General features: G+C 69.1%; 17 protein-coding genes. 2 read left to right on the top strand and 15 right to left on the bottom strand.

The genetic code is table 11. From position 1 onward, the window contains the following. The first annotated feature begins 22 nt into the window (after positions 1–22). Entirely contained in the window at positions 23–1,435 is a 1,413-nt protein-coding gene (gene pdxR / locus AC5LXK_RS31290; protein ID WP_493392517.1) for a MocR-like pyridoxine biosynthesis transcription factor PdxR, read from the top strand. A gap of 85 nt (positions 1,436–1,520) precedes the next feature. Here the strand turns inward: pdxR and AC5LXK_RS31285 are convergent, their stop codons facing one another. The 14 genes from AC5LXK_RS31285 to AC5LXK_RS31220 all read right to left on the bottom strand — a co-directional run bounded on the left by AC5LXK_RS31285 (position 1,521) and on the right by AC5LXK_RS31220 (position 17,177). Continuing rightward, positions 1,521–2,546 carry a MerR family transcriptional regulator gene (locus AC5LXK_RS31285; protein WP_493392516.1) on the bottom strand — a complete coding sequence of 342 codons (1,026 nt, stop codon included), beginning with the start codon at positions 2,544–2,546 and terminating at the stop codon, positions 1,521–1,523. Between the two features lie 131 nt (positions 2,547–2,677). Then, positions 2,678–4,144 carry a xylulokinase gene (xylB, locus tag AC5LXK_RS31280; RefSeq protein WP_493392515.1) on the bottom strand — a complete coding sequence of 489 codons (1,467 nt, stop codon included), beginning with the start codon at positions 4,142–4,144 and terminating at the stop codon, positions 2,678–2,680. Further along, positions 4,141–5,076, bottom strand: coding sequence for an AraC family transcriptional regulator (locus AC5LXK_RS31275; RefSeq protein ID WP_493392514.1), 936 nt, complete (start codon positions 5,074–5,076; stop codon positions 4,141–4,143). Before AC5LXK_RS31275 ends, xylB begins: the two co-directional genes overlap by 4 nt. A 28-nt stretch (positions 5,077–5,104) precedes the next feature. Then, positions 5,105–6,298, bottom strand: a complete 1,194-nt coding sequence (locus tag AC5LXK_RS31270; RefSeq protein ID WP_493392513.1) for an ABC transporter ATP-binding protein — start codon at positions 6,296–6,298, stop codon at positions 5,105–5,107. 3 nt (positions 6,299–6,301) lie between these two features. Beyond that, on the bottom strand, positions 6,302–7,336 hold the full coding sequence (locus AC5LXK_RS31265) for an NAD(P)-dependent alcohol dehydrogenase (protein WP_493392512.1): 1,035 nt from the start codon (positions 7,334–7,336) through the stop codon (positions 6,302–6,304). A 10-nt stretch (positions 7,337–7,346) separates the two neighbouring features. Next, positions 7,347–8,177, bottom strand: a complete 831-nt coding sequence (locus tag AC5LXK_RS31260) for a carbohydrate ABC transporter permease (protein WP_493392511.1) — start codon at positions 8,175–8,177, stop codon at positions 7,347–7,349. Continuing rightward, complete coding sequence (locus AC5LXK_RS31255; protein ID WP_493392510.1) at positions 8,165–9,124, bottom strand: carbohydrate ABC transporter permease; 960 nt, start codon at positions 9,122–9,124, stop codon at positions 8,165–8,167. The genes AC5LXK_RS31260 and AC5LXK_RS31255 overlap by 13 nt, the downstream gene beginning before the upstream one ends. Beyond that, positions 9,108–10,373: an ABC transporter substrate-binding protein gene (locus AC5LXK_RS31250; protein ID WP_493394092.1), complete on the bottom strand. Its 1,266-nt coding sequence runs from the start codon at positions 10,371–10,373 to the stop codon at positions 9,108–9,110. The genes AC5LXK_RS31255 and AC5LXK_RS31250 overlap by 17 nt, the downstream gene beginning before the upstream one ends. Positions 10,374–10,573: 200 nt before the next feature. Then, positions 10,574–11,551: an amidohydrolase family protein gene (locus AC5LXK_RS31245; RefSeq protein WP_493392509.1), complete on the bottom strand. Its 978-nt coding sequence runs from the start codon at positions 11,549–11,551 to the stop codon at positions 10,574–10,576. 1 nt (position 11,552) lies between these two features. Then, complete coding sequence (locus tag AC5LXK_RS31240; protein WP_493392508.1) at positions 11,553–12,500, bottom strand: YncE family protein; 948 nt, start codon at positions 12,498–12,500, stop codon at positions 11,553–11,555. 43 nt (positions 12,501–12,543) lie between these two features. Continuing rightward, positions 12,544–13,836 (bottom strand): MFS transporter, encoded by a 1,293-nt coding sequence (locus AC5LXK_RS31235; RefSeq protein ID WP_493392507.1) that lies wholly within the window; start codon positions 13,834–13,836, stop codon positions 12,544–12,546. A gap of 127 nt (positions 13,837–13,963) precedes the next feature. Continuing rightward, entirely contained in the window at positions 13,964–14,881 is a 918-nt protein-coding gene (locus tag AC5LXK_RS31230; RefSeq protein ID WP_493392506.1) for a dihydrodipicolinate synthase family protein, read from the bottom strand. An 8-nt stretch (positions 14,882–14,889) separates the two neighbouring features. Beyond that, a complete protein-coding gene (locus AC5LXK_RS31225) occupies positions 14,890–16,062 on the bottom strand; it encodes an L-rhamnonate dehydratase (protein ID WP_493392505.1) in 1,173 nt (390 codons plus the stop codon). 59 nt (positions 16,063–16,121) lie between these two features. Continuing rightward, the gene (locus AC5LXK_RS31220) at positions 16,122–17,177 is read right to left on the bottom strand and encodes a 4-hydroxythreonine-4-phosphate dehydrogenase PdxA (protein WP_493392504.1); all 1,056 of its coding nucleotides are present in this window, start codon (positions 17,175–17,177) and stop codon (positions 16,122–16,124) included. Positions 17,178–17,292: 115 nt separating this feature from the next. Between AC5LXK_RS31220 and AC5LXK_RS31215 the strand changes: the two genes are divergently transcribed. After that, on the top strand, positions 17,293–18,240 hold the full coding sequence (locus AC5LXK_RS31215; protein ID WP_493392503.1) for a LysR family transcriptional regulator: 948 nt from the start codon (positions 17,293–17,295) through the stop codon (positions 18,238–18,240). A gap of 247 nt (positions 18,241–18,487) precedes the next feature. Here the strand turns inward: AC5LXK_RS31215 and AC5LXK_RS31210 are convergent, their stop codons facing one another. Then, positions 18,488–19,759, bottom strand: coding sequence for an MFS transporter (locus AC5LXK_RS31210; protein WP_493392502.1), 1,272 nt, complete (start codon positions 19,757–19,759; stop codon positions 18,488–18,490). Between the last annotated feature and the right edge of the window lie 128 nt (positions 19,760–19,887).

Genomic DNA, 19,887 nt, shown 5'->3' with positions numbered 1-19,887 from the left:
AAAGTGACTATTTGACTGGGACATGAACTTCGACGACCTGATCCCGGACCGCCATCTCGACATGCCGGTCTACCGGCAACTGTACCGGCGCTTCCGCGATGCGATCGAGACGGGCAGGCTTGCGCCGGGCAAGCGCGTGCCGTCGGTGCGGAGCCTGGCCAGCGAACTGAATCTGGCGCGCGGCACGGTCGAAGCGGCCTATCAGATCCTCATCGGCGAAGGGTACCTGGTCGCACGCGGGCCGGCCGGTACCGTCGTCTCGCCCCAGTTGCCGGACGGCCGGCAGCCGCTCGCCGCCGCACCCAGGCCGGACGAACCGCCGCACGGCGATCCGGCGGCGAGCGGGCCGAAGCCGTTTCAGATGGGTATTCCCGCGCTCGATGCATTTCCGCGCATGCCGTGGATACGGCTGACCGGGCGCCATGTGCGGGCGATGCCGATACCGTCGCTGGACTATGCGCCGCCTCAAGGCCACGACGCGCTGCGGCGTGCGCTGTCCGCCTATCTCGGCGTGTCGCGCGGCATCGACTGCTCGGCCGGGCAGATCTTCATCACGGCGGGGTATCGCGGCGCACTCGATCTGATCTGCCGGACCCTGCTGCGCCCGGGCGACACCGGCTGGTTCGAGGATCCCGGCTATATCCACGCACGCCGCCTGCTCGAGCACGCGGGCATGCGGCTCGTGTCCGTACCGGTCGACGACGACGGCCTGTGCGTGGAAGCGGGGCGACGCCGGGCGGCCGATGCACGTTTTGCCGTGGTCACCCCGACCCATCAAAGCCCGCTCGGCATCGCGCTGTCGCTGCCGAGGCGCCTGGCATTGCTCGACTGGGCCCGCCGGCAGCGGGCCTGGATCGTCGAGGACGACTACGACAGCGAATTCCGTTACCACGGCCGCCCGCTGCCCGCGCTCAAAAGCCTGGATCGCCACCAACGCGTGCTTTACACCGGATCGTTCAGCAAGGTGCTGTATCCGGGCTTGCGGCTGGGCTACCTCGTCGTTCCCGAGGAGCAGGTCGAGGCCTTTCGCGAAACCGCCGGCTGGCTCGGCGGCAGCGGCCAGATGCTGATGCAGTCCGTGGTTGCCGATTTCATGGAACACGGGCACTTCGCGCGCCACCTGAAGAAAATGCGCGCGCTGTACGCAACCCGCCGCACGTGGCTGATCGATGCGCTGGTCAAGGTCTTCGGCGATGCGCTGCAGATTCCGCCCCGCGCGGGCGGCCTGCATGTCGTGGCGTACTGGCGCGCGGCTGTCGACGATCGCGCCGTCGCACGCATGGCCGATCTGGAGGGCTTGTCGGTCCAGCCGCTGAGCGGCTGGAGCCCGGGCGGCCGGACGCCGCCCGGCATGCTGCTCGGCTTCACGAACCTGACGTCGGCGCAGCAGGCATTGACCCTGGTTCGTCGCCTGCACCGGGTCGTTCGCGAGTGAGCGGCGTGTGGCCGACGACGTACCGGCCGCCCGGGCCGCGCACGCGGGCCATCGCCCACCGTAATGACGAGCCGGAGCGCTGCCTTTACCCTGCCTCCGGCCTCCGTGCGATCCGCGCGCGAGTCGCGGGCGAAGCAAGACAGGTGGCCACGGCTTCGTAGCCGGGTGCGCCGGGGTACGGTGCGACGCGGGCAGGCGGGCTATGGTTGGCGGGACACAGAATGATCGCTTCGTCGGGGCCGACGGCCGACAGATCCAGGATCGCCGACGAGCGGGTCAGCAGGAACAGCGGCCGCATGCCGCCGGCCCTGGCGCGCTGGCGAAGGCACGCAATCAACGCCGCCTGCGTCGGCTGGTCGAGATCCTGCTCGATCATGTCCACGACCAGCGCACCGGCGCTGTCCGCCTCGAGGCCGGCGAGCAGCACGGTCAGCGCCGGAGACGGCGTGGCGCCTTCGCCCGCGAGCCACGCCGACGTACGCTCGACGCGCACCTGCAGCGCCGGATCGGCCCGTAACGCGGCGAATGCGGCCGCGCCGTCTTCGCCCAGCCGGTCCAGCCCGAGGAACGCGCCGCCGGGCAACGCGTCGGCCAGCCGGTGCGCGAGGCGGGTCTTGCCGCTGCCCAGCGAACCGATGATGTAGTTCAGCGGGCGGATATCGCGAAACTCGAACCATTCGCCGCCCCACGGCCAGGGGAGGCTGAACGCCACGCCGGTGGCCGCCGGATCGAGCAGGCGGGTCAATTCGCCGTCGTCGGGCATTCGGCCGCGCGCGAGATCGGCGCGGATGGCGCGAACCTTGTCGACCTTGCCGACCAGATCCCGGATGCCGTGCTCGAGCGACGCTTCATGCGTCGCCAACGCGTCGTTCAGGCTGCCGGCGTCGCCACCCAGCACGCTCGCGACCTGGGCCAGGCTCAGGCCGAGCGCGCGAAACGCCGCGATTTCGGCAGCACGCGCCAGATCGTCCGGGACGTAGGCCCGGTAGCCGGCCACCGTGCGCCCGGGCGTGACCAGCCCCTGGCGCTCGTACAGCCGCAGCGCCTTGACCGATACGCCGAGCCGCGCAGCGGCTTCCGATGCGCTCAGGCCACGTGTGACATCGCTCATGGGTCATCCTCGGGTCGTCGATTCGTTGCGACCAGCATAAAGGCGATCCCAGGGGCCGGGTCAAGCGGGTTCCCGCCTGGTTTGGCCGGCCGCGATACTGGGGATGCGAGCGACGAACCACGCCCCGCCGCTCAGTCGGCGGCTGCGAACTCGTCCCGCAGCGCGTGGTACAGCCGCCGGTACCGCGCGAGCCGCCCCGCCAGCAGATCGACCGTCGCGGAATCGGGCGCGACGGTTTCCATGATGGATGGCGCGACGCAGACTTCCGCCAGCGTGTCGTCCGTCGCGGCCAGCCGCGCGAGCCGCGCGGCGCCGAGTGCCGCACCGACCGCGCCGTCCGCGTGGCGCTGCATCGCGAGCCCGGTCGCGTTCGCACACAGCCGTGCCCAGAACGCGCTCTTCGAGCCGCCGCCGATGAACGACACCGAATCGAGCGTCGTGCCGGCCGCACGCAGCGCGTCGTAGCCGTCGGCCATCGCGAACGCGACGCCTTCCATCACCGCATACGCGAGGTCGTACGCGTCGTGCTCGTTGGACAGCCCGAAGAACACGCCGCGCGCGTGCGTGTCGTTGTGCGGCGTGCGCTCGCCGCCGAGGTACGGCAGGAACAGCGGCGCACGCGCCGGATCGGCGCGCTCGGCGCGCGCGGCGAGCACGCCGGCGGTCGTGCCGTGCGCGCGCGCGAGCCAGTCGAGGCTCGCGGCGGCCGACAGGATCACGCTCATCTGGTGCCAGCGTCCTTCGATGCAGTGGCAGAACGCGTGCACGGCGGCGTCCGGGTTCGGCGCGAAACGGTCGTTGCCGGCGAACAGCACGCCGGACGTGCCGAGCGACAGGAAGCCGCTGCCCGCGCCCGTCACGCCCATGCCGATCGCGGACGCCGCGTTGTCGCCGGCGCCGCCGGCGATCGTCACGGGCCCGGCGATGCCCCATTCGCGCCGCAGCGTGTCGCGCAGCTGCGCGGCGGGCGCGTTGCCTTCGACGAGGCGCGGCATCTGCGCGCGCGACAGCTCGGTCGCGGCGAGCATCCGGTCGGACCAGTCGCGGCGCGCGCAGTCGAGCCACAGCGTGCCCGATGCGTCGGACATCTCGGACACGAATTCGCCGGACAGGCGCCAGATCAGGTAATCCTTCGGCAGCAGCACCTTGTGCACCGCGCGGAACACGGCCGGCTCGTATTTCGCGAGCCACAGCAGCTTCGGCGCTGTGAAGCCCGGCATTGCCATGTTGCCGGTGATCGTGCGCGATTCCGGCACCAGCGCTTCGAGTTCGACGCATTCGGTGCCGGCGCGCGTGTCGTTCCACAGGATCGCGGGGCGTAGCACCTGGTCCGCGCGATCGATCAGCGTCGCGCCGTGCATCTGCCCGGACAGCGCGATGCCGCGCAATGCAGCGAAGCCGGCCGGGTGCGCGGCGCGCACCGACGCGATCGCGTCGAGCATCGCGTGCCACCACGCCTGCGGGCTCTGTTCGGACCAGTGCGGATGCGGGCGGCTGATCGACAGCGTGGCCGAGCCGGTCGCGAGGGGCACCGAACGGGAATCGGTGAGGAGTACCTTGACCTCGGACGTGCCGAGGTCGATGCCGAGAAATGTCACGTATGAAGCGTCCTGTCTGGGGCACGCGGCGGCGCGCGTCGCGGGGGCGGCGCGTCGTCGCGGCCATGTGGTTCATTGAGCCGGTGCAGCGCGCGGAATCTCGACGGCGGCACCTGCTTCATCGCGAGAAACTGACGGTTGAAGTTCGACAGGTTGTTGAAGCCAATCCGGTAGCAGATGTCGGTCACCGTCAGGTCGGAAAACATCAGCAGCTCGCATGCCTCGTTGATGCGCAGCCGGTTCAGGTAGCGCACGAACGACGAGCCGGTGTGGCGGCGGAAGAACCGCGTGAAGGTGCTGACGCTCATGCCGGCGAACGCGGCGACGTCGGTCTCGCGCAGCATGCCGGGCAGGTTCTGCTGCAGATACGACAGCACCTGGTTGATGGTCGACGACATGTAGTGCTGTGCGTCGCTGCGGTAGCCGGGGCCCGCGAGCACGCGCCGTTCGCGGCACGACGACAGCCGGTCGAACAGCGACATCAGGATCTCGACGCGCCGGCAGCCGTGCGCGTTCGCGAGTTCGAGCATCAGCGGCGCGACCTCGGCGCCGACGCGGTCGGGAAACTGCACGCCGCGCGCCGCATCGTCGATCAGGTCGATCACCGGCTGCAGTTCGCTGAATGCGCCGACCATCTTCTCGATCGCATCGCGCGAGAACTGCAGCACGACGTCGCGCGACGGCACGCGGTCGCCGTCGGCGAGCTCGCTGACCCAGTTGTGCGGCAGGTTCGGCCCCGTGACGATCAGGTTGCCGGGGCCGAAATCGCCGATGTGGTCGCCGACGAACACCTTGCCGTGCGACGCCTGGATCAGATGAATCTCGTACTCGGGATGGAAGTGCCACTTCGCGACCGAATGCGGGTAGTCGTGAACCCACGCGCGAAACGATTCGTCGCGGTGGGTGGGAACGATCTCGAGATCCGGGTTCATCGTGTGCTCCGTCGGGCGTGCCGGCGTGCTACGAACGGGACATCGACCAGCCCGTTGCGGCAGGCGATGTTGCGCGCGTCGCGGCCGCCGGCGGCGCCGCCTGCGCGATCGGGTTCGCGTCCGGCAGCGTGACGTTGCGCTCGGTGCCGGCGTCGAACAGGTGCAGGGCTTCTTCGTCGAAGCGGAACGCTACCACGGCGCCCGGCGTGGGGGCCATCGGGGCCGGCACGAGGGCCGCGCACGGCTGGCCGCGCCAGTCCAGCGTGACGAGGGCCTCGGCGCCGAGCAGCTCGACCAGTTCGACCGTGCCGGTGAGCGCGAGCGTGCCGGGGGCCGGATCGCCTTCGGCGACGAGCCGCAGGTGGTTCGGGCGGATCGCGGCCTTCACGTGCTGGCCGTCCTGCAGCCCGGCGAAGCGCGGCGAAGCGAGCGGCCAGCGCGCGCCGTTGCAGTCGAGCAGCACGCTCGCGCCGAGGCGCTCGATCGTGCCGTCCGCGAAGTTCATCGCGGGCGTGCCGACGAACCCGGCGGCGAACACCGTGTGCGGCCGGCCGTACAGCTCGGCCGGCGTGCCGATCTGCTCGATGTGGCCGCCGCGCATCAGCACGACGCGATCCGCGAGCGTCATCGCCTCGAGCTGGTCGTGCGTGACGTACAGCGTGGTCGTCTTCAGTTGCCGGTGCAGCCGCTTGATGTCGCCGCGCAACTGCGTGCGCAGCTTCGCGTCGAGGTTCGACAGCGGCTCGTCGAACAGGAACACGGCCGGCGTCTTGATCATCGCGCGCGCGATCGCCGCGCGCTGCTGCTGGCCGCCCGACATCGCGCGCGGGCGGCGGTCGAGCAGCGCGTCGAGGCTCAGGATGCGCGCGACGTCGCGCACGCGGCGGTCGATCTCGGCGGCCGGCACCTTCAGGCGCCGCAGGCCGAACGCGATGTTGTCGTACACCGTCATGTGCGGGTACAGCGCGTAGTTCTGGAACACCATCGCGACATTGCGCTCGCGCGACGGCAGGTCGTTGACGACCGCGTCGCCGATCATGAGCTCGCCGCCGGTGATCGCCTCGAGGCCCGCGATCATCCGCAGCATCGTCGACTTGCCGCAGCCGGACGGGCCGAGCAGCACGATGAATTCGCCGTCGGCGATCTCGAGGTCGAGCGGGTGCAGCACGGCGGGGCCGCCTTCGTAGTGCTTCGACAAAGCCTTGCAGGTGATCTGGGCCATGGCTCAATCCATTTCGATCTGAATCTTGACGTCGCGCGGCTGGCCGCTCGCCGCTTCCTCGAACGCGCGGACGCCTTCGGAAAACGGGAACGTGCGCGAGATGAACGGCTTCACGTCGATCGCGCCGGACGCGATCAGCGCGAGCGCGCGCGGGAAGATGTTCGCGTAGCGGAACACCGATTCGATGCGGCCTTCCTTCGCCTGCAGCGCGACCACGTCGAGCGGCACCGGGTCGACCGGCATTCCGATCAGCACCGCGCAACCGCCGGGGCACATCAGGTCGACGAGGCCCGCATACGCGTTCGCGCTGCCGCTCGCCTCGAACACGACGTCCGCGCCCCAGCCGCCGGACAGTTCTGCCACCACATCGGCGAGCGGCCGCGTGCGCACGTCGACGGTCGTGACGGCCGGGTTGTCGGCGAACAGCGCGAGCTTGTCCGGCACGACGTCGGCGAGGATCACGCGCGCGGCGCCGCCGGCGAGCGCGGCGAGCGCCGTCATCGCGCCGATCGTGCCGGCGCCGATCACGACCGCGAGGTCGCCCGGCTTCATCGCGGCCTTCTTCGCGGCCTGCAGGCCGATCGACAGCGGCTCGACGATCGCGCCTTCGGCGAACGACACGTTGTCGGGCAGCCGGTACGTGAACGCGGCCGGATGCACGACGAACGGCGTCAGGCAGCCGTGTATGGGAGGCGTCGCCCAGAAGCGCACGTCGGGATCGAGGTTGTAGAGCCCGCGCAGCGTCGCGGGCGAATCGAGGCGCGGCACGCCGGGCTCCATGCACACGCGGTCGCCGACGCGCAGGTGCGTGACGCCGGCGCCGGTCTCGACGACGGTGCCGGAGGCCTCGTGGCCGAGCACCATCGGCGCGTCGACGCGGAACGGGCCGATGCCGCCGTGAACGTAGTAATGCACGTCGCTGCCGCAGACGCCGACCGTATGGACCTTGATCCGGACATCGCCGGGGCCGACCTCTTGCGGCAGGTCGATGTCGCGCAGCGCGAGCTCGCGCGTGCGTTCGAGTACGAGCGCTTTCAACACATCCTCCTTATTTTCCCTTGACCATCGAATTGAGCAGCCGGCTCAGCATGCCGACGAAGACGAGCGGCGGCAGCGCGAGCAGCACCGTCGACGCGTTGATCACGCCCCACGGCACTTCCTGCCCGAGCGACGTGAACGCGGATGCGACCACCGGCAGGGTCGCGCTGCGCGACGACGTGAGCGCGAGCGCGATCATCAGTTCGTTCCAGACCAGCACGAAGCTGAACACGATGCCGCCGAGCAGCGTGCTCGCGCACACCGGCAGCGCGATATGCCAGAACACCGCATACGGGCCGTAGCCGTCGAGCGCGGCGGCTTCCTCGATCTCGCGCGGCAGCCGGCGGAACACGGGGATCGACAGCCACGTGATGGTCGACAGCGTGACGAGCAGGTACGTGACGATCATCGACAGCCTGGTGTCGTACAGCCCGAGATCGACCCAGATCGCGATCAGCGGCAGCGCGACCGCGACGGGCGGCAGGAAGCGCAGCGACAGCAGGAAGAACTGGATGTCGCGCTTGCCGCGCACCGGGTAGCGTGCGATCGCGTAGGCCGCCGGCACGCCGAGCAGCGCGCCGATCAGCACGGCCGCGCCGACGATCGCGATGCTGTTGCCAAGGCCGATCATCACCTCGGGGCTCGACAGCACCTGCTCGTAGTTCGCGAGCGTCGGCGTGAAGAAGAAGCGCGGCGTCGGGCTGACGATGTCGAGCAGGTGCTTGAGCGAATTGAGCACGGCCCAGAACAGCGGGAACGCGGCGACGAGCAGGATCGCGCCGGCGATCGCGACGGTGGAAACAGTGGCGGCGGGGCCGCGGCGGGCCGTCAGTCGTCCCATTTGTTGACCCTCTTCCAGATGAGCGTGAAGACGAGCGTGGTCGCGACCATCATCAGCACGGCCATGCTTGATGCATACGACACCTTGCCGGCGAGGCCGATGCCCTGCTGGTACGCATAGAGATCGAGCGTTTCGGTCGCGATGCCGGGGCCGCCCTTGGTCATCACGTAGATCAGGTCGAACGAGCGCAGCGACTCGACCATCTTGATGAACACGAGGCTCACGAGCGGGGCCTTCAGCATCGGCAGCGCGATGTACGCATGCACCTGCCACGTCGTCGCGTAGTCGAGCCGCGCGGCTTCGAGCGGCTCGGGCGGCAGCGTCTCCAGCAGCTTCAGGATCACGACCGCGAAGAACAGCCCCCACTGCCACACGTCGACGAGCGCGACCGCGTACAGCGCGAGATGCGGATCGGCGAGGAACGCTGTGTTCTCGACGCCGAGCATGCCGAGCAGCCAGCTCAGGATCCCGGTGAGCGGCGCGTACATGAACTTCCAGATGAACGCGGCCGACACGCGCGGCAGCAGCACCGGCATGATCAGCACCAGCGACGCGAAGCGGCGCCAGCGGCCGTGCACGCGTTCGAACAGGAACACGGCGAGCGCGATCCCGACGAGCACCGCGCCGGCCACCGTGACGACTTCCCACAGCACCGACACCTCGATCGCGTTCAGGAAGCGCCGGTCCGACGCGAGCCGGACGAAGTTGCGCAGTCCGACGTATTCGCTGTCCGGGTAGCGCAGCACGCGGTTGCGCAGCGCGAGGTTGATCGCGGCGACGGTCGGGACGAGGCTCAGGACCGCGAGCAGCGCGAGCGTCGGCGCGAGGAACACCCACGGCAGGCTCGTGCGGTCGCGGCGCGCGCGCCCGCGCGCGCCCGAAGGGGTGGAAGGAGCCGGGCGGACGCCGAGCGCGCGTCCGCCGGCGCCGTCATTTGCGAGCGCCATGTTCGAGCGCGTCCTTCGCATATTGAACCGCGTCGTCGAGCGTGCCGCGCACGTCCGTCTGCGTGCCGGTGAACACCTGTTCGAGCGCGATGCCGAGGTTGTCGCCGATGTCCGGCCACTGCGGCGTACGCCAGATCGTCACTTGCGTGACGGGGTTGGTGTCGTTCAGCCCGGCCTGGATCTGCGGCGCGACGTGCTGCTTGAAGTACGGGCTCGCGATCGTGCTCGTGCGGTTGTAGTCGCTGAACACGCCGGCGCGCAGCCGCGCCTGTTCCTGGTCCTTGCTGGTCGCCCACGCGATGAAGCGGCCGGCCGCCATCCGCGTGCAGTCGTCCTTCGCGCCGACCGCCGAGATCGCGAAGCCGTGGCCGTACGCGGCCGACGGCAGCGGTGCGGGCGGCCGCGTGTAGCCGACCTTGCCGGCCACGCTCGACTTGCTCGCATCCTCCATCCAGTCCGCGAACGGCGTCGACTCGATCATGAATGCGACCTTGCCCGAGCGGAACGCTTCGAGCGCGTTGCTCCAGTCGTAGGTCGCGGCGCCCGGCGGCGCGTACTTGAACAGGTCGCTGTAGAGCTGCGTGGCCTTCACGGCGGCCGGCGAGTTGAACGCGGGCTGGCCGCCCTTGTCGGTCCACGCGCCGCCCATCCCGAGCATGAACGGCGACCAGCGCCACACGTTCATCCCCGAGCCGCGCTGGCCGCGCGCGACCCAGCCGTACAGCTTCGGCGGCGCGTTGAGCTTCTTGATCGCGGCGACGAGCTGGTCGAGCGTCTTCGGCACCGGGATGTGCGCGGCGTCGAGGATGTCGCGGCGGTAGAACAGGAAGTCGCCGCCGCCGATCAGCGGCGCGAAATAGGCGACGCCGTTGTAGCTCGCGACCGCGCGGCGGCCGGGCAGGAAGTCGTCGTAGTCGTATTCCTTCGGGTAGTACTTGAGGAGCGGCACGATCCAGTTGGCCGATGCGAATTCCGCGACGTTCGCTTCGTCGACGTAGTAGATCTGGTACGAGCCCGCGCCGGTCGACGCGTCGAGCCGCGATTTCGCGCGGCGGTCGTTCTCGCCGAAATAGCTGATCTCGACCTTGGTGCCGCTCTTCTTCTCGTAGTCGGCCAGCGACTTCTCCATCACCGACAGGCCGAGGCTCTTCTGCGCGAGCACCCGAAGGGTCGGCACCTTGCAGACCTGCGCGGCCGCGACGCCCGGCAGACAGGCGCCGAGCAGCAGGCCGGCTGCGACGATTCGCATCTTGTTCACCCGTGTCTCCTTGATTCTGCTTGTTCGAATGCCGTCGGCGACGGCAGGAACAATGGTGTGACGGGGGCGATGCGATCACCACATCAAAAGAATTCGCGAACCGATACTTTTTGCTCAGGTTGAGTCGTGCGATGCACAAAATGTGTCGGTCGGGCGGGCGCGATGCCCGCCCGACGAGAGGGGAAGGGGTGTCAGCCCTGCGCGGGCGGATGCGACGGATGCGGCGCGCCGAGCGCGATCCGGTACACGCGCAGCGCGTTGTCATGCCAGATCGCACGGCGCGCCGCGTCGTCGAGGTGCGCCATCGCGCGGACGAACGTGCGCAGCAGCGAGGGATAGGACACGCGCAGGCCGGCCACCGGGAAATTGCTGGCGAACAGGCAGCGCTGCCAGCCGAAGATCGCGATCGTGTCGCGAATGATCCGCGTGTTGTCCGCGTCATTCCACACCGCGTCGCGCAGGCCGAGCTCGGAGATTTTCACGGTGACGCGCGGCAACGCGGCGAGCGCTTCCATCCCGCGCCGCCAGCGCGCGAGCCCGGCTGCCGAGCGATCCCACGGCAGCCCCGCGTGTTCGAGCACGACGTCGACGCCGGGCGCATCGGCGAGCAGCGCGGCCGCGTCGCCGAGATGCCAGAACGGCACGCGCAGGTCCCAGCCCAGGCCGTGCGCGGCGACGCGTTCGAGTGCGGCCGGCCAGCGCGGGTCATGCAGCGTGCCGGGCCCGTCGACGGACGCATCCGGCGCGGCCGCGATGCGCGGCTTGAAGCGCACGCCGCGCACGCGCGGCCATGCGGCCTGTTCGGCGAGCCGTTCGTCCGCGTCGCCGGCCAGCAGGTCGACCCACGCGACGATGGCCGACGGCAGCCCGTGCGCGGCCGCGACGTCGTGCAGCCAGCGCGTTTCCGCCAGCGCCTCGTCGTGCGCGCGTTCGGCCTCGACGTGCACGCTGGCGATGATCGGCGCGCGTTGCGCCGCGTGCCGGAAATCGTCGACGCCGAAGTTGCGGCACAGCGCCGCGTAGTCGCCGAACATGAAGCGCGCCGGATCGTATTGCGCCTGCAGCCACGGGTAGTGCGCGCCCGCATCGAGCTGCCACAGGTGATGATGCGCATCGACGAGCGCATCGGGCAGGCCGTCGATGTCGTCAGGCGGCGAATCGTCGCGCATGTCAGCGCGCGCCGGTGAGCACGTACGACGCATCGGGCTCGCGCAGCGTCGCGAGCGCGCTGACGAAGCGCCAGGCGTCGAGGTCGAGCTCGCGCACGTAGTCGTCCTGGAACGACACGTACGCGACGCGTCGCGACGGATGGAACGACAGCGCGGTCGGGTTCGCGGGCAGCGCGATGCGCTCGATTTCCTCGAGCTGCCGCGCATCGAACACCGAGATCGACCGTTCGCCCGAATTGGTCAGCAGCAGCAGGTCGCGGCCGTCCGGCGCGCTCGTCCGGTAGATGCGGTTCGGATCGCTGCGCGTCTTCACGCGGCGGCCGCACGTCATCGTTTCCGTGTCGATCTCGACCAGCGTGTCGTCGCCGCGATTCGCGACGAACAGCGTGCGCTCGTCGCTCGACAGCGCATTGCCTTCGGGGCGCGGGCCGGGCATCACCGCGCGCGGCGCGACCGTCGCGTCGCGCGGATGGAACTGCGTGACCGTGTTCGACAGCAGGTGCACGCCGTAGGCGCGGCTCGCGTCGCGGGTGAGCGTCACGAGGTGCGTCTTCACGCCGCCGGACGGCACGGCCATGTTCGGCACCGGCTGCCGGGTCGGCTCGTCGAACACGAGCAGCATGTCGTGCGCTTCGCTCATCGCGTACAGCCGGCCGTCGCGGTCGCTCGCCATCCCGTGCGGCCGGTAGTACGGCCACAGGTCGAGCATGCGCGTGTGCGTGCGTGCGACGAGGTCGATCTCGGCGATCCGGTGATCGCCTTCATGGCCGCGCGACCAGGCCGTTTCGATCCCGAAGATGCCGACGTACGCGTGGCGCTCGTTCACGTCGACGGTGAACTCGTGCGGGAAGTTCGGCAGCACGATGTGCTTGAGCGGCGCTTTCGTCTCGAGGTCGTAGAAGCTGAAGGTATGGGCGCATTTCTGCACCAGCAACAGGATGTCGTTCATGGTGAGTCTCCGTAATGTCGTTCGGTGTCCCGGGTATCCGGCGTCAGTCCTCGCAGCGCTTCGGCAGCGTCAGCGCGAGCAGGCCGGCCACCGCGAGCGTGATCGCGAGGCTGTACACGCCGGCCGCCGCGCTCACGTGCTGCGTCAGCACGCCGACCGCATACGGGCCGCAGAAGCCGCCTAGGTTGCCGAGCGCATTGATCAGGCCGCGCGCGCCGCCGGCCGTCTCGACGCTGCAGAGCTTCGGCGGAATCGCCCAGAACACGCCGGCGGCCGCCTGCAGGAAGAAGCCGCAGCCGATCAGGAACGCGAACGACACGGCCATCGACCCGTGCGTGAGCACCGACAGCGCGAGGCACGCGGCGAAACCGACGAGCGGCAGCAGCACGAACAGGCGGCGCTTGCCGGTTCGGTCAGACAAATACGACGTGACGAACATCCCGATCACCATCGCGACATACGGCAGCATCGCGAGCAGGCCGATCTTGCCCATCCCGCTGTGCGTGAGGTTTTTCAGCAGTGTCGGCAACCACATCGTATAGCCGTAGATGCCGACCTGATAGCAGAAGTTGATCGCGATGAGCAGCCAGATCGTCGGGTTGCGCAGCATCTCGCCGAACGAGGCGGCAGCCGGCGTGCCGGCCGCGCGCTTGCACTCCTGCTCGTCGCGCAGCGCGTCGAGGATGTACGCCTTCTCGCGCGGCGATACCCAGCGCGCGGTCTCCGGGCCGTCGTCGGCGAACAGCATCCATACGACGAGACACAGCAGCGACAGCGCGCCCGCGCTGAAGAACAGGTGATGCCAGTCGTACGTGGCGAGGATGAAGCCGGACAGCGGCGCGGTGATCATGCCGGCGAGCGGCACGAACATGATCACCATCGCGTTCGCGCGGCCGCGTTCGCGGTCGGGAAACCAGTGGCTGACCATCGTGAGCACGACGGGCAGCATCCCGCCCTCGGCCACGCCGAGCAGGAAGCGCAGGGTCAGCAGCTGCCAGGTGTGCGTGACGAGCCCGGTCAGCACCGACAGCACGGCCCAGCTGACGAGCGACCACGCGATGAAGGTCTTGCCGCTGCCGAGCGCCGCGCGCCGGCCGCCGGGAATCTGCAGGAACAGGTAGCCGAAGAAGAAGATGCCGCCGGCGAGCCCGGCCATCGTCGCGTCCATGCCGAGATCGGCGTTCATCCCGCCGGGCATCGCGAACGCGATGTTCACGCGGTCCATGTAGGAAATGATGCAGGCGAGCAGCAGCGGCGGGATCACACGCAGCCAGCGGCGGCGCGGAATGGCTTCGTCGGCTTCGTATGCCGGGGTGGCCGGGGTCAACAGGGTCATGGTGTCTCCGATCTTGGTGATGGGCGGCGGCGGTCTTCTGATGGACCGCTGTCACGCCGTGACGCGCCGGTGTCGCACCGGCCGCCGATGCGCAACGCCCCGCGGCGTCGCACGTGTGAACCGATGTCTAGTGCCCCCAGCGCAGCACGAGCGGGTCGAGCCGCCGCGCGGTGTCGAGCAGGCCCGCGCGCACCTGCGGAGGCAGCTCGGGCCACGGCGCGCGCGGCCGGTCGCACGCGATCACGCCGCCTTCCTTCATCAGCGCCTTCGCGGTGAGGAAGCCCGACTGGCGGTTCTCGTAGTTGATCAGCGGCAGCCAGCGCGCGTACTGCTCGTATGCTTCGTCGCGACGGCCGGCGAAATACGCGTCGGTGATCCGGCGAATCCCGTCCGGGTAGCCGCCGCCCGTCATCGCGCCGGTCGCGCCGGCATCGAGATCGGCGAGCAGCGTGATGCCTTCCTCGCCGTCCCACGGCCCTTCGATCGCATCGCCGCCGAGCGCGATCAGCTCGCGCAGCTTCGACGCGGCGCCGGCCGTCTCGATCTTGAAGTACGACACCGCGTCGATCTCGCGCGCGAGCGACGCGAGCAGCGACGCCGGCAGCGCGACGCCGCTGGCCGGCGCGTCCTGGATCATCAGCGGAATGTCGAGGCCGTCGGCGACTTCGCGGAAGAACGCGCGCACCTGCGCTTCGGGCACGCGGAACGTCGCGCCGTGGTACGGCGGCATCACCATCACCATCGCCGCGCCGAGCGCCTGGGCCTGCCGGTTGCGTTCCGCGCAGATCCGCGCACTGAAGTGCGACGTCGTGACGATCACCGGCACGCGGCCCGCGACGTGCTCGAGCGTGATGCGCGTGAGCAGGTCGCGTTCGTCGTCGCCAAGCGCGAATTGCTCGGAGTAGTTCGCGTGGATGCAGAGGCCGTGCGAGCCGGCATCGATCATGAAGTCGAGACAGCGGCGCTGGCCGTCGAGATCGAGCGCGCCGTGCGCGTCGAAGATCGTCGGCACGACCGGAAAGACGCCCTGGTAGCGTGCGTTCATGATCGGCCTCACTCGACGATGTCGAACTGGTCGAGGAATTCGGTCTTCAGCGTGAGACCGAGGCCCGGCACGTCGTCGCGCAGTTGCACGAAGCCGTTCTCGGCCACCGGCTCGCCGTCGAAGATGTAATAGAACAGCTCGTTGCCGACCTCGACGTCGAACATCGGGAAGTACTCGCTCATCGGCGACGCGAGCGTGCTCATCGTCAGGTGATAGTTGTGCATCTGGCCCGCATGCGGAATCACCGGCACGCTGTACGCTTCGCACAGCGCGTTGATCTTGTGCGCCATCGTGATCCCGCCGACGCGGTTCGTGTCGTACTGGACGACCGACACGGCCTTGCGGTCGAGCAGCTGCTTGAAGCCGTACAGCGAGAATTCGTGTTCGCCGCCGGAGATCGGGATGCGCGTCAGCTGGTTCAGCTCCGCGTAGCCGTCGATGTCGTCCGCGATCACCGGTTCCTCCAGCCAGCGCGGCTGGTATTTCTCGAGCTTCGGCAGGATCCGCTTCGCGTATTCGAGGTTCCAGCCCATGTAGCACTCGAGCATCAGGTCGTTGTCGTAGCCGATCACCTCGCGGATCGCCGCGACCGATTTCAGGTTTTCCACCACGCCCTGCTGGCCGTGCGAGGGCCCGTAGCCGAAGCGCATCTTGAATGCGCGGAAGCCTTCCTTCAGATACTGCTGCGCCTCGTCCTGCATCGCCTTCAGGTCGGTGCGGTAGAGCTTCGAGTAGTAGCAGGGGATCTTTTCCTTGGTGCGGCCGCCGAGCAGCTTGAACACCGGCTTGCCGACGCTCTTGCCGAGGATGTCCCAGATCGCGATGTCGACGGCCGAGATCGCCGCCATGCCGATGCCCTTGCGGCCCCATGCGTGGGTCGCGCGGTACATCCGCTGGTTCAGGTACTCGTAGTCCCACGGGTCATGGCCGATCACGAGCGGGGCGAGGTACTGGTCGATGATGACCTTCGCGACATGCGGCGCGAGCGCAACGTTGCCGAGGCCGACGATGCCGTCGTCGGTCTCGACCTCGACGACCGTCCACGAATGGAAGCGGAACGTGCTCATCGTCTCCTGCGGCGCGTACAGCAGGTCCATCGCGTTCGAACAGAAGTTGCCCTGCGGCGGGACGGTCTTTCCTTTCCACTGGAATACGCGAGCGCGTACGGACCGGATTTTCATGGCGGTGTCTCCGAGAGTCGGTGTTGTCGTGTGTGAAAGGCGGGCGGCCGGGCTGGCCGTCACGCCGAAACGGCGGGGGTGCGGCGCGCGGCGCCCATCCGGCACGCGATCTGCAGTGCCTGCCAGGTCGCGCCGACGTCGGCCGTGCCGCGGCCCGCGATGTCGTACGCGGTGCCGTGCGCGGGCGTCGTGATCGGCACGGGCAGCCCGCCCTGCACGGTCACGCCGCGCGAGAAGCCGAGCAGCTTGATCGCGATCTGGCCCTGGTCGTGGTACATCGTGACGATCGCCTGGTAGTCGCCGGCCTGCGCCTTCAGGAAGATCGTGTCGGCGGGGAACGGGCCGTGGAACGGCGCATCGGTCGGCCAGTCGCGCGCCTGCAGCCTGCGCACCGCCGGCTCGATGATGTCGACTTCCTCGCGGCCGCAGCTGCCGCCGTCGCCGCCGTGCGGGTTGAACGCGGCGATCGCCACCTTCGGCGCGGCGACGCCGTTCGCGAGTAGCGACCGGTAGATCAGTTCGGAGGCCTGTTCGATCCGCTCGATGCTCAGGCAGCCGGCCGCGTCCTTCAGCGGGATGTGCGACGAGATGCGCGCGGTCCACAGTTCGCCGAGCGTGTTGAATTCGCAGAAGTAGCCGGTCACGCCGAGCGCTTCGGCGAAGTGGTGCAGCTCGTCGTCGTGGCGCAGCCCGCCGAGCTTCATCGCGTACTTGTTCAGCGGCGCGAAGCAGATCGCGTCGATGTCGCCGGCCAGCGCGGCGTCGACGCAGCTGTCGAGCACGGCGAGCGTCGAGCGGCCGCCGGCCGCGCCGGGCTGGCCGACCGTGACCAGTGAGGGATCGATCGTGTCGACTTCGACGAACGCGGCACGCGCGGTCGACGGCCGGCCGCGCACGGCGGCGAGCGACGCGACGGGCTCGACGTCGACGGTGACGCCCGCGACCCGCTGGCCCGCTTCCCACAGCCAGCGGTCGCCGATCAGCACGAGGTTCGCGCGGGCAGTGGCGTCCGGGCGGGCGAGCAGTTTCGCGATCAGTTCGGCGCCGATGCCGGCGGGGTCGCCGAGCGTCAGCGCGACGACGGGCAGCGAGGGGGCGGTCGATGGGGTGTTCATGCGGAGTCTCCGGTGGCGGCGCGTGGTCGTTCGTGTATGGGGTTCATGCTAGGTAGACGGAATGAGTCGGTAAATTGAAAACTCTTGATGAATCGATAACCTGGAGTAATCAAAGATGGGCTCGATCGACCGACGAGACTCGACCCCGCAACTGCTGAACCGCCTGCGGATGCGGCAGATCGCGCTGTTACTGGCCGTGGACGAATGCACGACGCTGCGCGCGGCAGCCGAGCAGATGGGCCTCACGCAGCCGGCCGCGACGAAGATGCTGGCCGAACTGGAGAGCGCGCTCGGCCAGCGGCTGTTCGATCGCGTCGGGCGCGGGCTCGTGCTGAACCCGGCCGGCGAGCGCGTGCTCGGCTATTTCCGCGGGATTCGCGGCAGCGTGGAGGCGCTGAACCGCGAGCTCGGCGAACTGCAGCTCGGCAGCGCGGGGCGGCTCGCGATCGGCAGCATCATGGCCGCGTCGCCGGGGCGGCTGACCGAGGCGCTGGTGCAGTTGAAGGCGCGCTACCCGCTGCTCGCGATCGACATCGCGGTCGATACGAGCGACCGGCTGATGCCGCAGCTGCGCGAAGGCGTGCTCGAAGTGGTGATCGGGCGCAACGTCGGGACCGATTGCGACTTCCGCGTGGTCGACGACGAGGCGCTCGCGATCATCGCGGGCCGCGACCATCCGCTCGCGGGCGCGGGGCCGGTGGCGTTCGATGCGCTGCTCGATTACGCGTGGATCGTGCAGCCGGCCGGCAGCCCGGCGCGCGAAGTCGTCGAGCGCGAATTTCGTGCGCGCCACCGGCCGATGCCGCGCGGGCTCGTCGAAACGGGCTCGATCCTGACGACGATGAATCTCGTCGACCGTTCGCCGATGCTCGGCGTGATTCCGCTGACGGTCGCGCAGCGCAACGCGGAGCACGGGCTCGTTGCGATCATCGATTACACGCTCGAACTGAAACTGCCGTCGTACGGCAGCATCGTGCGGCGCGACCGGCCGCTGAGCGTGCCCGCGCAGCAGTTTCTCGCGCTGTTTCACGGAACCGGGGCCGGAGATGATGGCGGGGCTTAATGGCGTGGTTTGCCAGCCGAGGCGGCCGAGCCAGCCGCGGCAACCGCGCAGGCCTATCCAGCCGAGCAGGCCGATCCAGCCACGTCGGCCGAACCAGCCGAACCAGCCGAGCAAGCCGAGCAAGCCGAGCAAGCCGAACCCGGCGAACCCGCCAAGCAAGCCGAGCCACCACCATCGCGGAACGCAGTGAAGCGTGACGGCGACGCCGGCGAGGCAGCTAGGGCAGGCGAACCCGAAGCACCCCGCTTCAGTGCGCCGACGGCGCGGCGGGCGCGTCGGCGAGCGACGGCATCGATTCGGACAGCGTGCGATCGGGGCGAATCCGCAGCGCCGCGATGATACCGATCAGCAGCATCGCGACCGAGCCGATGAACGGCACCGTCCAGCTGCCGGTGCGGTCGACGAGGTAGCCGAACAGGATCGGCGACAGGATCCCCGAGATCGCGGAGCCGGCGTTCATCATCCCGCTCGCGATGCCGGCGTGGGTCGGTGCGATGTCGCTCGGCACGGCCCAGATCGGCCCGATCGTCAGTTCGAGGCACAGGAACGACCCCGACAGGCACAGCGCGACGCCGCCCGTCGAGTGCACGAGCGCGAGCGGCAGCAGGCAGATCAGCGCGCCGACGAAGCTCGCGACGATCACGCTCTGGCGCGACAGCGCGAGGTTGCCGGTCTTCCGGTAGATGCGGTCGCAGAGCCAGCCGCCGAGCGTGTCGCCGACCACGCCCGCGAAGAACACGCCGGACGCGAACAGCGCGGTCGATTTCAGGTTCAGGCCCTGGCCGTTCAGGAAGAACGTCGGCAGCCACGTGAAGAACAGCCATGCGGTCCAGCCGTAGCAGAAGTAGACGAAGATGGTCGGCGCCATCCGGCGGAACAGCGGCCCCCACGGCGTCGGGCCGGACGGTGCGGCAGGGCGGGCGGTGCGCGTGCGGCCGTCGTCGTCGCCGAGCGGATGTTCGCGGAAACCGACGATCCACCACACGAGCCACACCATCGTCACCGCGCCGATCACGAAGAACGCCGCGCGCCACGACAGCCACGTCATCAGCGCCGCGACGATCGGCGGCGTGACCGCGTTGCCGAGCCGCGAGAACGAATGCGTGAAACCCTGTACGACGCCGCGCCGCTCACGCGGGAACCAGTGCGTGATCGCGCGGGCCTGGGCCGGGAGCGTCGCGCCTTCGCCGATGCCGAGCAGCAGGCGTGCGGCGAACAGCAGCCCGAGGCTGTGCACGAGCCCGGTCGTGAAGGTGGAGGCGATCCAGATCAGCCCGCAGCCGATCAGCGTAATGCGGGCGCCGAACCGGTCGGCGATCCAGCCGCCGCCGATCTGGCAGATTGCATACGAATACGCGAACGCGGAGAATGCGACGCCAAGTTCGGTATTCGACAGGCCGAGTTCGGCCTTGATCGCGCCGGCTGCGGTCGCGAGGTTGACGCGGTCGACGTAGAGGATGAACGAAAGCGCGCACAGCAGCCACAGCGTGTGGCGCCGTTGGCGATGGTCGTTAGGCATGTGTCTCACTCCATTTTCGTGCGCGGCGTTGCAATGACGCGGCGTTCACGGGCGAAGCCAGCATCGCGCGGCGGCGGAGACACTGTCTAATGAATCTTTGGGATCAATCGATAACCTGAGGTATTCAT

It is taken from the genome of Burkholderia pulmonis (assembly GCF_984667975.1).
Note: the sequence above shows the minus strand (reverse complement) of the source record. Positions and strands in the feature narration are given on the sequence as shown.

Bases quoted from the DNA above. Each gene is read 5' to 3' on its own strand.
- pdxR (WP_493392517.1), top strand. From the start codon at position 23: ATGAACTTCGACGACCTGATCCCGGACCGCCATCTCGACATGCCGGTC.
- AC5LXK_RS31285 (WP_493392516.1), bottom strand. From the start codon at position 2,546: ATGAGCGATGTCACACGTGGCCTGAGCGCATCGGAAGCCGCTGCGCGG.
- AC5LXK_RS31275 (WP_493392514.1), bottom strand. From the start codon at position 5,076: ATGAACCCGGATCTCGAGATCGTTCCCACCCACCGCGACGAATCGTTT.
- AC5LXK_RS31270 (WP_493392513.1), bottom strand. From the start codon at position 6,298: ATGGCCCAGATCACCTGCAAGGCTTTGTCGAAGCACTACGAAGGCGGC.
- AC5LXK_RS31260 (WP_493392511.1), bottom strand. From the start codon at position 8,177: ATGGGACGACTGACGGCCCGCCGCGGCCCCGCCGCCACTGTTTCCACC.
- AC5LXK_RS31255 (WP_493392510.1), bottom strand. From the start codon at position 9,124: ATGGCGCTCGCAAATGACGGCGCCGGCGGACGCGCGCTCGGCGTCCGC.
- AC5LXK_RS31250 (WP_493394092.1), bottom strand. From the start codon at position 10,373: ATGCGAATCGTCGCAGCCGGCCTGCTGCTCGGCGCCTGTCTGCCGGGC.
- AC5LXK_RS31245 (WP_493392509.1), bottom strand. From the start codon at position 11,551: ATGCGCGACGATTCGCCGCCTGACGACATCGACGGCCTGCCCGATGCG.
- AC5LXK_RS31240 (WP_493392508.1), bottom strand. From the start codon at position 12,500: ATGAACGACATCCTGTTGCTGGTGCAGAAATGCGCCCATACCTTCAGC.
- AC5LXK_RS31235 (WP_493392507.1), bottom strand. From the start codon at position 13,836: ATGACCCTGTTGACCCCGGCCACCCCGGCATACGAAGCCGACGAAGCC.
- AC5LXK_RS31230 (WP_493392506.1), bottom strand. From the start codon at position 14,881: ATGAACGCACGCTACCAGGGCGTCTTTCCGGTCGTGCCGACGATCTTC.
- AC5LXK_RS31225 (WP_493392505.1), bottom strand. From the start codon at position 16,062: ATGAAAATCCGGTCCGTACGCGCTCGCGTATTCCAGTGGAAAGGAAAG.
- AC5LXK_RS31220 (WP_493392504.1), bottom strand. From the start codon at position 17,177: ATGAACACCCCATCGACCGCCCCCTCGCTGCCCGTCGTCGCGCTGACG.
- AC5LXK_RS31215 (WP_493392503.1), top strand. From the start codon at position 17,293: ATGGGCTCGATCGACCGACGAGACTCGACCCCGCAACTGCTGAACCGC.
- AC5LXK_RS31210 (WP_493392502.1), bottom strand. From the start codon at position 19,759: ATGCCTAACGACCATCGCCAACGGCGCCACACGCTGTGGCTGCTGTGC.